General features: G+C 38.9%; 11 protein-coding genes and 1 pseudogene. 6 read left to right on the top strand and 6 right to left on the bottom strand.

What is annotated here, in order from left to right; translation table 11 throughout:
• The first annotated feature begins 73 nt into the window (after nt 1–73).
• The 4 genes and pseudogenes from FHG67_RS02770 to FHG67_RS22140 form a co-directional block, all read left to right on the top strand.
• Nucleotides 74–1,018: an alpha/beta hydrolase gene (locus FHG67_RS02770; RefSeq protein WP_085988617.1), complete on the top strand. Its 945-nt coding sequence runs from the start codon at nt 74–76 to the stop codon at nt 1,016–1,018.
• Nucleotides 1,019–1,133: 115 nt separating this feature from the next.
• Nucleotides 1,134–1,586 (top strand): FAS1-like dehydratase domain-containing protein, encoded by a 453-nt coding sequence (locus tag FHG67_RS02765; protein WP_002619617.1) that lies wholly within the window; start codon nt 1,134–1,136, stop codon nt 1,584–1,586.
• A gap of 2 nt (nt 1,587–1,588) precedes the next feature.
• Nucleotides 1,589–2,008, top strand: a complete 420-nt coding sequence (locus FHG67_RS02760; protein ID WP_002619614.1) for a MaoC family dehydratase — start codon at nt 1,589–1,591, stop codon at nt 2,006–2,008.
• A gap of 132 nt (nt 2,009–2,140) precedes the next feature.
• Nucleotides 2,141–2,377: pseudogene (locus FHG67_RS22140) on the top strand (DUF4349 domain-containing protein); the annotation flags it as partial.
• A 368-nt stretch (nt 2,378–2,745) separates the two neighbouring features.
• Here the strand turns inward: FHG67_RS22140 and FHG67_RS02750 are convergent.
• Entirely contained in the window at nt 2,746–4,836 is a 2,091-nt protein-coding gene (locus FHG67_RS02750) for a SpoIIE family protein phosphatase (RefSeq protein ID WP_004496476.1), read from the bottom strand.
• A gap of 948 nt (nt 4,837–5,784) precedes the next feature.
• Between FHG67_RS02750 and FHG67_RS02740 the strand changes: the two genes are divergently transcribed.
• Both FHG67_RS02740 and FHG67_RS02735 read left to right on the top strand, forming a co-directional pair.
• Nucleotides 5,785–6,576, top strand: coding sequence for a tetratricopeptide repeat protein (locus tag FHG67_RS02740; RefSeq protein WP_142499640.1), 792 nt, complete (start codon nt 5,785–5,787; stop codon nt 6,574–6,576).
• 8 nt (nt 6,577–6,584) lie between these two features.
• On the top strand, nt 6,585–7,199 hold the full coding sequence (locus FHG67_RS02735) for a DUF2062 domain-containing protein (protein WP_036075812.1): 615 nt from the start codon (nt 6,585–6,587) through the stop codon (nt 7,197–7,199).
• On the opposite strand, the gene FHG67_RS02730 is transcribed toward FHG67_RS02735, so the two are convergent.
• The 5 genes from FHG67_RS02730 to FHG67_RS02705 all read right to left on the bottom strand — a co-directional run bounded on the left by FHG67_RS02730 (nt 7,196) and on the right by FHG67_RS02705 (nt 13,584).
• Nucleotides 7,196–8,251: a 2-dehydropantoate 2-reductase gene (locus FHG67_RS02730; protein WP_004500234.1), complete on the bottom strand. Its 1,056-nt coding sequence runs from the start codon at nt 8,249–8,251 to the stop codon at nt 7,196–7,198. The genes FHG67_RS02735 and FHG67_RS02730 overlap by 4 nt on opposite strands.
• 994 nt (nt 8,252–9,245) lie before the next feature.
• Complete coding sequence (locus tag FHG67_RS02720; RefSeq protein ID WP_142499639.1) at nt 9,246–11,846, bottom strand: SpoIIE family protein phosphatase; 2,601 nt, start codon at nt 11,844–11,846, stop codon at nt 9,246–9,248.
• Nucleotides 11,847–12,047: 201 nt separating this feature from the next.
• Nucleotides 12,048–12,680, bottom strand: coding sequence for a biosynthetic peptidoglycan transglycosylase (locus tag FHG67_RS02715; protein WP_004496536.1), 633 nt, complete (start codon nt 12,678–12,680; stop codon nt 12,048–12,050).
• Nucleotides 12,681–12,697: 17 nt separating this feature from the next.
• Nucleotides 12,698–13,360 (bottom strand): RibD family protein, encoded by a 663-nt coding sequence (locus tag FHG67_RS02710; protein ID WP_002619600.1) that lies wholly within the window; start codon nt 13,358–13,360, stop codon nt 12,698–12,700.
• On the bottom strand, nt 13,357–13,584 hold the full coding sequence (locus tag FHG67_RS02705; RefSeq protein ID WP_026054206.1) for a (2Fe-2S)-binding protein: 228 nt from the start codon (nt 13,582–13,584) through the stop codon (nt 13,357–13,359). Before FHG67_RS02705 ends, FHG67_RS02710 begins: the two co-directional genes overlap by 4 nt.
• Nucleotides 13,585–13,702 lie beyond the last annotated feature (118 nt).

Raw genomic sequence — 13,702 nt, 5'->3', positions numbered from 1 at the left:
TTCCGTAGGAAGACATGAGTCCAGGAAAATCGTTTCGCTTTGTGAGACAACAGAAAAGAACCTTCTTACTGGAATGAATTTTTTCCAAATGAAATTTTTTTCTCTTTTCAAAGGACCGTTCGTGCTTATAACACGTTTCGCTATGTCATGGATTAATTCTTACAATTTAGAAGACGATACCTTCGCGGGAAGCGAAGAAACCAAGATTTTCTATCGAACCTACCAACCCAAGGAAGGTAGAAAAGGAAACCGGGTGCTCGTGGTACAGCACGGGATAGGAGAGCACAGCGGACGCTATGAATTCTTAGTGGAAGCTTTCGCAGGAACCGGAACGGTGTTTTATCTTATCGACTCTCGCGGGCACGGACGCTCCGAAGGGAAACGAGGCGTAGTGGATTCTTTTTCGGATTATCTTTCCGACCTGGATAAGCTCATTGAAATCGCAAAGGAAAAAGAAAAAGTTTCCAAAGTTACTCTTCTCGGTCATTCGATGGGGGCCGCTATTTCCACTTTCTATGCAGAAGAAGGAACAAATCAAAGTAACTTGAACGCGCTGATTGTTTCCGCCCTTCCTATAAAAGTAAAATTAGACCTCATGATGAAACTCAAAAAAGGGATCGCGCCTTTGATGGCCGACATTTTTCCGAATCTTACTCTTCCGACCGGTTTGAACGTAAATCACTTAAGTCATGATAAGAGGGTAGTCGACGCTTATGTGAAAGATCCTTTGGTTCATGGAATGGCTTCGACTTATCTCGGAAACATGCTTCTAAACAGCGAAGAACCGATTCTTACCAACGCAGGGAAAATCAAAATTCCGATTTATATCTTTCACGGAAAAGAAGACCAAATCGCCGATTCCGCCGGAAGCGAGGTCTTCTTTGAAGTTGTAGGCTCTTCGGATAAAACTCTTAAAATCTACGAAGGACTTTATCACGAAACGATGAACGAACGTATAGAAGATAGAACCAAGGTTTTAACCGATTTGAAGAAATGGTTTGAATCTCACGCGAACTGACAGACAGAACGTTTGTTCTGTTTTTCTATAAAAAAATCATCGACCGGGACTTCCCCTTTGATAAAATTGAATTCGGTCAAAAGCCTTTTTTAAAAATAAAATTCAGGAATTTTATATGTCAGCAAAAGGAATATCCAAAGACCTGATCGGGACTAAATTGGATCGCTACGAATTTGACGTAGAAAGAGGAAAGATTCGCGAGTTCTGTCAGGCGATTGGGGAAACAAATCCGATCCACTTCGATGTAGAAGCAGCCAAAAAAGCCGGTTATGAAGACACTCCCGCTCCTCCGACGTATCCGACCGTAATTCAATTTTGGGGTTATCCTAAAATTTGGCAGGACATGGAAAATATGGGCGTAGACACTTCTAGAATTCTCCACTTAAAAGAAAAATACACATATCTGAAACCGATCTATCCGGGAAGAGTATCTTCTCAAGGAGAATGCATCAACGTTACAGTCGGTAAAATGGATACGATGACGTTTAAAACCACGGTCAAAAACGCAAAAGGCGAAACGATCGTAGAACAAGAAATGTCCATCTTTATCAGAAAACCGGAGGCATGACAATGAGTAAAATTGATTTTGATAAAATCGAGGTCGGACAGGAACTGACTCCCTTAAAAACGGACGTAATCACTCATGCAAATTTAGTTCGTTACGCAGGCGCATCCGGAGATTTTAATCCGATTCATAATGATCCAGACTTCGCTCGTAAAACGGGGCTGGATGGGACCATCGCACATGGTATGTATGTGATGGCTCAGCTCGGAAGACTTTGTACTTCTTGGGCGGATCAAAAACAAATCAAAGAATTCGGAGTTACATTCAAGAACATGACCAAGCCAGGTCAGAAACTTACCTGCACCGGAAAAGTAAAACGTAAGAAAGAGGAAAACGGTGAAAAACTAATTACCGTCGCAGTCGAGGCTGCCGATGATTCCGGAGAAATAAAATGCTCCGGTGAGATGGTAGTTATTGCTTATTAAACGAACCTAAACTTCTCGAAACCGGGAAATAAAAAAAATTCGAATCCGGTTTCGAGAAGCTTTCCTTGCTCTCTTTTTTCCCAATGCCAAAAAAGAAATTGATATTTTTTTTAAAGATACATCGGTTACCTCATGTTTTATCCTAGTCGCCTTATTCTTTTAATCGTTTTATTTTTGATTTAATGTTCGGCAAATGACCGCGCAAATACGGTCGAAGACCAAAACAATTCGAACGTGATCAGTGAACGAAAAATATCCTATACCGCCGCCTACGTCACGTTAAACGTCGCCGATCTGGACGAATCTAGAAACAAGATCAAACTACTGATCAAAAATTACAAAGGTTTTATAATCCGAAGCAACGAAAAGACTCGGACCTCTAGCTGGGTATTTTATCTCGGATACGAAGCAATCAAATGGCTTTTTATTTGGGAATGATACGAGGGACGAAGAACCCCATAACCTTACCCACAAATACTTGGATCCGAAGATAAATCTGTCGGAATTACGACAAACCTTCTGTGAAACTTAGTTCCCACCCTTATTTTTGGGTGGGGGTGGAGGCGGAAAGACTCGGGAAATTTTTCTCTATCAAAAAATCATACTTCTTGCAAGTAAAAAGTATCATTCTTGTCGGAACACTTGAAAAATATCAGTTTTTTATCCTTATTATACCAAAAGCCCTCTTAATTTGTGGGTAAGGTGATGGAAGAACCCGGACGACTACTTCAGAAAACCTAACTTCTTTTAACCGAATAAGACTCGACGGCTATGACGGTGATATCATCGTAACGTGGATTTTCTCCTCTTGTTAACTCTTCTATTTTAATGAGTTCTCGGATCAAATCGTTTAGTTTGCTTTCTCTTCTTTCGTGAAGAGCTTTTGTGATCAGTTCCATATTGTGTTGTTTTGTATTTAAGGAATCTTTCATACGATTTTCGATAAGCCCGTCCGAAAACAATAAAAGCCTCGAACCCGTCGGAAATAGAACGGTTTTAGAAACGATTTCGAGAGATTCAAACAAACCGAGGATCGGGCCGGTTTTTTGAAGTAAGGAAGGAAACTCCCCGGGTGATTGAAGAATTTGGTCAGGGTGTCCGGCGGATGCGTAGGTAAACTCCTCTTTTTTTGTATCTATGTCTCCGATCATACAAGGAAATATACTTTCCAACGAATCGAATTTCTTTAAGAATCTGGAATTCAATTCTTTAAGAATCTGAGCCGGGTTCTCCAGATTTTTCAATTCTTCATACTCCGTTTTCAAAGCCATTGTCATCAAGGAAGCCTGCACTCCATGACCGACCGCATCGGCGATCAACACTCTTACTTTTCCTGGAAGAATTTCGGATATGTCCAAAAAGTCGCCTCCCACTTTTTCAAGCGGCATATATTCGTAATAAAACCGTATTCCGGAAATATCCCGGTCCAAGGGAGTCAAAATCTTCCTCTGGACGTTCTGGGCGATTTCTAACTCCCGATTGATCTGAACAATATTATCGTTTAAAACACGAGTTCGATCCTCGATTTTTTGAACCAACTGCTCCTTCATCTCGAAAAGCTCCAGATTCGAAGTCCTGAGATTGAGAGCCAATTCTCTCGTTTCGGCGAACTTTCTCGATCTTTCGGAAGCGAGAAGAAGCGATTGTAAAAATACGAAAAGAACGAGAGCATAATGTGAGGTTTGAATACTTCCCGTTTTTAAAACTCTCACGTAAAAAAGATCCACAAGAACCGCGATAAAAAGAATTCCGGAGCCGTAGAGAATATACGTGTAATTCCTTTCCTTATCAAAATCGATTTTCAGAATCGCGTAGAACAAATAACAAATCGTAATAAGAATAAAATAATGATAGATTGAAATATTCTGATTATTGAATTGCATGTTACCGAACAAGGTTACAACAGAGAATAAAATCGAAAAAACCACCCCCGCATTGATAAGCTTTCGATTCACATACGGAGGAAATAACGAACTGAAAAACAAAAGAAAAAATGGGACACTCATCGACAAAGTCAGATGATTGAGCTTATTCACCCAAGGCCAAGGAATTTGAGGAAAAAATAACATTAAAATTTTAGAATTTATTAAAGAAGATCTGAGGCAGATCACAAGACTGTACATTCCGAAATAAAGCGGGGACACACTGCTTCTTAAATAAAGATATTGGAATATATGATAAATTCCCATGATTAGGAGACTGCTGAAAGAGAATATATCGAAAAATAGAGTGATCGCTTTCGAAACTCCCGCGGAATCGGAAGGCCCTATGGAAATCGGAAGTAAGACTCCGGGCATCGTGGAGCTGTAGTTCGATGTGAAAATTTCGATTTGTATTTCGTTCTGATCCGCAAAAAATAAAAATTCTTTCGGCTCGACTCTTGAAATCGTAGAATCGGCGTCGATACCGGGTACTCCGCATTCCCCGATAATCTGACCGTTGATTTTAACTCGATACGCGGAAGCAATCGCTCCTAAGGATATGGAAAGAATTTTCTTTTTCCAAACTTCCGGAAGAAAAACCTTAAGTCCGTAGGTCGCATAACCGAATTTCGGATAAGCCCGATAATTTTTGAATTCGTTAGTCCAAGAGCCGGGCACTTCAATAAATCCTTTGGAATGATTTTCATCCGGCTCTTGAAGCCAATTAAATTCCCATTCTCCGTTGAGCTTTGCCATCCCGGAATCGTGGTTTTGTATTCCTCTAAGATCGATTTTACCTTGATAGGCTTTGAATCCGTCTCCCGTCCGCCAAGGAGAAGCAATCATGACAAGAATAATAAGCGCAAACGGACCAACTAAGAAAAAAAATATTTTTGAAAATTGCATTTCGAATTTAAATCCGCTCTGAATTAAAATTGAAATTCAAATCAGGGGCGTCAATTGCATATAACAACTGACGTAAGATTAAAGTTAAAAAAAATACAAAGAGTTTAAGTCATTTTTGTTTTTTTAAAAAATATTATGTGAAAACAAACCAATTATTGTCAAAATATTGGAATTATTTTCACACTAAACAAAATCCAAAGAAATTTACCCTTCTTTGAAAAGAATGAATCGGCTTTTACATCTTTGAATCACAGCGGAAAAACAGAGATCGGTTCTTAGAAGAGACTTCGAAAGTAGCCTGCATTGATATGATTCGATTTTTCGAGTGAGACTATAAGAACTCGGAAAGCGTTCTAAGGATCGCGAGAAAACTCGGGCGTCTCGCTTCATCGGCGCTCGACGGGTTTGGGACGCTCTGTAAATATCTCAGTTTCAAACTTCTGATAAAAATACGACGGCCATTACAAGCCTCAATGACAATCACTATAACTTATTCTTGTTCCGTTTTTTGGGAAAGGATAGTCTCAATAAAAACAAAGGATGAGAAATTAGAATATCTAGGGGTCGTATTCAAAAATACTACTCATCCCTATAAAATAGAATACCGTTCATTTGAGGGCAAATCCCGCTTTTCGCTTTTAGACGCAGAATTTTGGACACTCTATTATGTGGAGATGAGTAACGTTATACAAATCTTAATCACCAAATCGCCGGATGTTATCGATCTACGATCCCAAAAATGGAATTTTCGAGAAAGTCAAAGAACGAATCAAAACAGGAAAAAACCTGTGGAATCTGTTATTGAATTCCTGAAGAACCCGTATGAATTCTTTTTTCGGATTGCGTTTATCAAAACGATCTTGGATTCTTTCTGAGTGGGGAGGATCATCGGACTCCGCAAAACTTTGAACAGTTGTATAATTAAAAAGATAGGATTCGAGATAAAATATGAACAGATTCAATCTCCGCTTAAAAATTCTTTTGAATACCTTCTTTGTTACGATTGAATTATTCTTTTCGATCGTAAATTGCAATAAAAAAGAATCGATCCCCATCTTGGAAATCCGGGATCTTACTGAAAAAGAAAATCTCGTGGAAGCGCTTCAAAAAGCGGAAGAGAACCTGAAGCTCAAGGGGAATACCGCCGAGTTACTTTACATTCGCGGTTGGATTCGTTATCTTCAAAAGAATCAAATCGCGGCTATGAACGATTTCAAAAAATGTCTTGCTCTCGATTCTAAATCCTTGGATTGCAAAAGAGGGCTGGGTCTTATATACGAATCTAACAAAGAATACAAAGAAGCGGCAACCACTTACCAAGAAGCCCTCGTACTCGCAAAGAAAAAAGGACCGGATTTTGAAGCGCTTATTCATGAGAATATCGGAAGCCTTTACCTCAGACAGAATTTGAGAAAAGAAAGTTTAGACGAATTTCAAAACGCGATTTCCCTTTCCGATAAAGGAGATGCGTACTACGGTTTTAGTTTGTGCCTGATCATGGAAGGAAACTGGGAAGAGGCAATTTCTTATTTGGAAAAAGGAGTTTCCAAATCGTTTCGCGCCAAAGCGTTTCAATCCGAATCTCATTTCCTATTATCCAAATTCTATTTTGAAAAGAAAAAAGATCCTGTGAAAGCGGAAGCGGAAATCAAAAAAGCAATCGAGATTTTCCCTCTTCATAAGGAATACTTGGATGCATTACAAATTTATATGGGGGAAAGAATTAAATCTGGTCTTTGATTTTAAATATGATAAAAGCAGTATATAGATTCATTCGTCAACAAGTCATAATTCCGCTTCAAAAATCGCACGCTCCCGTCCAAGAAGTATGTCTAGGCACGTCCATCGGGCTTTTCTGGTCGCTTACGCCTTTGGTAGGAATTCAGATGTATCTCGGATTAATTACCTGGACGCTTTTGAGATTGATCGGAATCCGTTTTTATATGCCGATCTCGATCGCCATGATCTGGATCACAAACCCGGTTACTTTTCCTTTTTTCTATTACATCTTTTACGTCGCAGGGGTCGCCGCATACAACGTATTAGGTTGGAATATGCCCGCTATGAACTTTGCGAGAATTTCGGAAGTCATTAATCATTCCGGCTCCTTGGGATTATACGAAGGTTTGAAATATTGGAGTGCGTTTTTGATAAACGACATGGGGGTGCCTATGTTTTTGGGCAGTTTTTTAATTGGAGTTCCGTCTGCGATCGTCGGTTATCCGCTTACGAAAATTCTTCTCAACGGGTTTCGTAAAAAACAAGCAAAAAAAGAGGGAATCAGTCTGAAAGAATGGGAAGATAAATACGTCCGAAAAGAAACAAACAAACACGTATCGATTTGGAATATTCTAAAAAGTTAATTCAATTTGATCTTCAGTTTTTCGGCTAAATCTTCCAAGCTCAGATTTAAAATTTCAGGATTCAATTCCGCTTCTTTAATCAATCCCACAATTTCCCGATTTAAAGGAGCAGGATGTCCCATCACGTCCGCGAGTTTAACCACTTCCCCGTTCAAAGAATCGATTTCAGTCGATCTTTTTCGAACCAGATCTTCCCACATAGAAGATCGCGCCTCCGGATCGATTTTTACCATGCTCGAAGCGATTTTGAAAAACAGAAAGTCCGGGAGATTCAAAATGGTCGGGGCCAGACTTGGAATCATCCTTCCGGAACGAATCGGCCTAATTTCAGCAAGTCTTAGAATATCAAGGGATTCTTTCATCAGTTTAGAAAGAATTTTTCGATAACCCAGTTTTGATATTTCGGTTTTTAAGGTGAGTCCCGAAAGTGCGTTCAAGGAATTATTCAAATTAAAGATAAGTTTGCCCCAAAGAATTCCATCTATATTTTTATGAGTGTCGGTCGGAAGTCCAGCCCGATTAAAAATCCTCTTTAAAGAACGAGAAGATTTGGAATGCTCGATCACGAGATTTCCGCTCGTACCTCTGTGAAAATGACCCTTCCCTTTGGAAACAACGTTGAAGGGAACCATTCCCGCTAAAACTTCCGCGGGAATACCCTCGAGCCCTTTCTTTAAAATTTCGGCGTTTCGAACTCCGTTTTGAAAACTGACTATGACCGGAATTGAATACGAAATGGAATGTTTGCTTTGCCTTTTTTCAAGAATTCCTTTGAGCTCCCCGACAAGATCTTTGGTATCCTTGGACTTTACGGTAACTAAAAAAACGTCTGCGTCTGAGACACTCGAAAGGGAGGTGGAAAAAGAAATCGAACTGGGAGGGAGAAAAATCTCCTTATTCGTATAATCGGTGATTTTCGCGCCGAAAGTTTTCAGCTCATTCCGGATTCTTTCCCTACCGTAAAGCGTCACTACATTCCCCGCCGCCGACAACCTACAACCAATATATGTTCCGATACTTCCGGAACCTAAAACTGCAAAAGAAAAACTCATGGGAATACGCATCAAATCAGAATTTAAGATTTAATTCTACAACTATTGCAGTTAATCTGGAAAAAAATAAAAAGCTCACCCTTCATAAATAATGTGAGAGTCGTTGCTTTAGCCGAAAAAGCTTCCCTAAGATTACACAAGAAATTTCGCAACTTACAGCTAAGAGGAAAAAGTCCTCAGGTAATGATAACCGCAGTTCCGAGAGAGCTATCCGGATTTCTTTGGGGAGCGATGAATCTAGCGGCTTAAAGGAGTAACTTTAAAGAGAAGTGAAAATTCATCTAATATGAACTCGTTAGAGAAGATGTAAGATAAAGGAGGAATACTTGTCGGTTCAGTGTTGAAGCAAATTTGATGAATTTCAGATTTGAACTTCGTTTTTAGACTAAGAACAGCTCCCGATGTATAGATTATCCTGCGGTATCCAACCCGCGAATATCAGTCTGATCAATCGTCGCGAATGCTTTTCTCTAACGAGTTAATATTGGATGATAAAAAAATGCGAAAAAATATTTACTGCTCCGGTTGGGGGCGCCATATCAGAGCCGGTCCCAAAACGTAGGAACAATTGCAGCGATCCCGATAAGATCGAATGGTTTTGGCACACGCGCTTAAATGAAGAAGTAAATTATCGATTAGCTGAGATACTTTCATTCCTCCTTGAGCTACAAAAATATGAGCAGTTTTATTTAAGTCGTTGTTTTGTCTTTGGCTGAAATACATTAGAGTTGTTGAAAAATTAATTCTCCATTCGCTTCCGTTTCATTGAAATGGACGATTGAAGCAATTTTGTTAAACTTTATCATTGAATTTTTCAACAACTCTATTGACTTTTTTCGAGTGGAAAAATAGAAAATGAACAAAAAGCAAAAGTTAAAACAGTCAAGATAAGAATCTAGTTGTCAATTGCAATGGTAGAACCAAAAGAACTTGTATCATTTAGATAAGTTTACGAAATCTTTGTATTCAAAAATAGGAAAGTTTGTCGTAAACTCTATCCATTTCGATGATCCGGAATCGAAGAATCCAATTGAATTCTAATCCTCTTCGCATTAGAATTGTTCGGGTCCAATCGTTCCGCCTTTTCCAACAACTTAAGAGTCGCTTCCTTTTTATGGGCTAAAAGATAAGATTCTGCAAGATGCACAACGTTATCCAAGAATTCCGGGTCTCTTAATAAAACTCTCTCACCTAACTCAATCGCCTGATGAAAACGTTCGATTTTTTTGTAAATCAAAGAAGCGTTAAATATAATTTCCAGATCTTCCGGAAACTCCGAAATTAACTCCTCAAACAAAGATAAAGCTTCCTCATACTTTCCGGCTTTATAATATACCTTAGCCAGTTCTTTTTTAAAAACGGGAGGCATCGTTTCGCTAGAAATCTTACTTGTTAGGTTTTCGAGGTGATAAATCGTGTCTTCCCAGTTTTCGAGCCGAAGATATTTGAAATACGTTTCGTCCGGAAATTTAAAAGAAAGGTTATGATTGGAAATAGACTCCAAACGAACGGGCTCTTTGAGATAGGATAATTTGACGATACTCAAATCGTCCGTTAGTTCTCCGTAATTTTGGATTCCCTGAACCAGCAAGTCAAGATCGCCTTTGGATTCTTCCACCCTCTTTAAGAATTGAAGTTCGTCTTCGTTGATCACTGGAATCCCTTCCGGACCGACTCCCAATAAAAGATCGTCCCTTCCGTCCGAACCGACAAAAATAGAATCTCCTTTTTCAAGAAAAAAGGTTTTTACTTTCATCTTACTTTCCAAACCGATAATCCCTATTTTACGGAGTTCTAATTTATCCTCAATGAAGGAAGCAACTCCGTTTCTGTAAAGAACCGTCGGAGGATGTTCTGCATTTAGAAAAAACAGGATTCCGGACTTCAAATCCACTAAACCTAATACGACGGAAACCAACATCGAGCCGTCAAAAGCCTCAAAAATATTCTGAAGCTCCAAAAAGCATTCATTGAGCCATAACTCGGGAGGCTGGGAATAATAAGAAGAAACGGTCTTCGTTCTAGACACGAAAGAACGAAATACGACTCCTAAAACTAAGGCTCCACTAGCTCCTTGAATGGATTTTCCCATCGCATCACCGTTTACAAAAACGAGATACTTTCTATCTTTTAAAACGATCTCATCGGCGATAACAATGTCCCCGCCGATTTCTTTTTTCCACTGTTTAAATTCGAATCTTTTTTTTTGACGACTAAAACCTTCCACGACGATGAAATCATTCTGAACGTTATATCGATTTAAAGGATCCAGGATAAGAGAGGTTAAAAAATAATCCCCGTCCTGATGAACCTTAAGCTCCCGAATTTGATTTAACGTATCCTGCAACCGGCTTGTTCTTTCTTTCACTTTTCGATCCAGGTTTAAATTCAATTCCTCCACCTGGTTATGAACTCTCAAAAACCGATTCGCCAAAATGAACACGATTCCGAGTTCGAACGCAAAAAAACCATACTTTAGAAGTCCATAATTTTCTAAACCAGGAATCAACTGCATCGAACCCAAGAGATCTGCGATCGCCGAAGTCAGCAGAATGATAAAACCCGCAATCAAACGAATGGAATCCCGATTCTTTCGAATCAAAGCCCGTATCATGATGAGGAGAGAATACAAAGCAAATACAAAAACGGAAAGTTGCCAAATCTGTAAAAGAAGTAAACAAACAGCCCTACTTGAAAAAGGGATTAAAGACGTAAGTATAAGCGCGAAAAATTGATAGAACCGGGAGACAAAACTCACCTTCGATTCAAAAAACGTATCCAGAAACAAAAGAAAGAAAGCCGTTATGTTGAAAATGACCATATATTCCAACTTCATCTGCAAAAGCGGATCTAAATCGAGCTCGTAGACGGCGTTACTTCTAAGGTAAATATAAACCGAAAAGAACATCGAAAACAATCCGAAGAACAGATCGTAGCTTTGCTTGGGACGTTTAAAATAAAACAAGAAGTGGTAAAATCCGACGAATAGATATAAAAACGACAATATCAGTCTAGGGCGTTCGGACAAAATCGATAGGTTCCGAGATTGCAAATCCACCACAAGAGGCGCGGAATCAAAACTCGCATATACATCCAATTCCTCACCCGGATTCCACGACAAAATTACTCTGATTTCATTGCTACCGATCTTCACTTTATTTTCTGGAATCGGAAGAATTATGTGCCTCTTAAATCCATTCCTAACGATCTTTCCATTTAAAATGAAACCTCCTTCGCCGATTTTTTCTCCGTTAAAGAAAACCTCGTAGACATTGGACAATAAAGGAAAATGAACCGAAAGTCCGTCTAAAGTAAGCTCTTGAACTTCCTGTGCGGAAATTTCAAAAGTTTTCAATAAAGTTAAAGTATAAATTGTATCTTTCGCCAAAGAGAGCGATTGAACCGCCTCTTTTGGAACCGGAAGGGATTTTAATTCTTTCCAGGAAATATCTTCGACCGAAGCGTCTAGATTTCTTCCCGAAACGAGTTTCCAATCCTCTGTGAGATTAATCGGAAACGCAAAAACCGGAGTGGATATAAACAATATGACAAGCCAAAGAAATCGATCGTAAAAAAATTTCCCATTCGGTTTCATAACGTTATTCCACATTTCCCATTCAAAGAATAAATGATAGCGTAACGTATGATTCTTATTTTGCAAGGATTAATAAACGTCTTTCAAACAAGACCCGCTCCGGAAAAATCAGATGGCTCCCTTATTTCCGCACTCAAATCGAACTTCCTCGATACAAGAACCCATTCAGTGGGGCGTTACTTGAGCTTTGTCACCGGATAATTACAGTATTTTCGAAAGTGAAATCACTTCTTCTCGAGTGTAAGCATCAGGTTTTTTTAAAATTTGAATCAATGCTTTAAATTGATTCGTGTCCAAATCGATCGGCTTTTTTTTAAAATAATATCGAGACGCCCGATTCAAACCGTTCATTCCTCTACCCCAATAAACGCAATTGAGGTAATATTCCAAAACTATGTTCTTTCCGAGTTCATCTTCCAACGCGGAAGCGATTTGAATCTCTTTCCATTTTCTAGATAAAGATTTTTCTCTAGATAAAAAAAGCGTTCTGGCCAATTGTTGAGTGATCGTACTCGCACCTCTCATTTTTCGAAAAAATAAGACGGAAGAAATAAACGCAGAATGAATATCCGAAATGGAATATCCTTTGTGGGAATAAAATCTTTTATCCTCTACTTGAACGGTATATAAAATCCATTCTTCGGGAATCTCCGAAAACCGAATCCATTCCAATTCGAGCGGAACCGATTCTTTTTGATCCGGCAAGTAGACCAATCGATCCTGTTGCACCAAAATTTTTCTTTCCGGAAAGAACTGTTCATAAATTAAAACAGATACAAAAAAAATCGGGAGAATTCTCAAAAAAGAAGCGTAAAATAATCCCTTTTTTTTCATAAATTCAGAGTTCGATTTTAGGACTTCGAAGATTTTTGATATATTAGAAAAACTTCATTTTCCAATACTTCAGAAGAAATCAGATCCCATTTTTTTAGATCAAAATTCAAATACTCCTTAGGTCCCCCAGTAATCGAAGGAAGATCCTTTTGCCCGATTAGAAAGGGAACGATTGTGAGATAAATTCTCGAGATAAGTTCCAATCGAAAAAAGGAATCGTTAAGAGAAGGACCGCCTTCCAAAAGAATCTCTCGATAACCCATCTCAGATAGAACCTTAAGAATCTCCAGAGGACTCAAATCGTCTCCGGGAAGAGAAATAATTTCTGCAACAGAACAAAGGTTATTTAGAACAGAAGAATAATTCTCATTCAGACAAAAAATCAACGGAGGTTGTTTAGAAAAACGGAATACTTTTTTATCTTTCGGAAGAGTTCCGGATCTGAGAAGAATCACGGGTCGCGGATCTTTAACGTTTTGAACGTAACGAAGATGAATGACTGGATCGTCGTTGAGAATAGAATTTTTCCCAAGAATCAAAGCGTCCGCCTTGGAACGAATCTCATCCATTCTCTTCTTATCGTTTTTGGAGGAAAGTCCGTACCACCTTTTATCCGGACGAGAAACTTTCCCGTCAAGGGTCATCGCCATATTGATTGATACGTTAGGAAGTGAAGTCATATCCTCGGAACGTTTAGTTCTCGAGCCAAAATTTTACGGATCGAATTTATACAGGTTCCGCAACCGGTAGAAGCGCCGGTATCGTCCATGAGTTTTTCTAAGGTATTGTTTCCGTTTCGAATCGACACTAGAATTTCTTCCTCAGATACTTGATTGCATACACAAACTTTACGAGGACGCATAAGCTGACATAGGTCTACTTGGTTAAAAAAAGAGGAATCCATATTCTTATACTTAATTGGACAATCAAAAAGTGATTTCTCATTCAGATTAGAAACTCTAAAAATCTTATGCAAGAGAAATTTTTTAAGGTTTTCATTTGACACTCGGTTTTCGAAAAAA

The organism is Leptospira weilii (assembly GCF_006874765.1).
GTDB classification, from domain to species: Bacteria; Spirochaetota; Leptospiria; order Leptospirales; family Leptospiraceae; genus Leptospira; species Leptospira weilii.
This window is presented reverse-complemented; position numbering and strand designations above follow the sequence as displayed.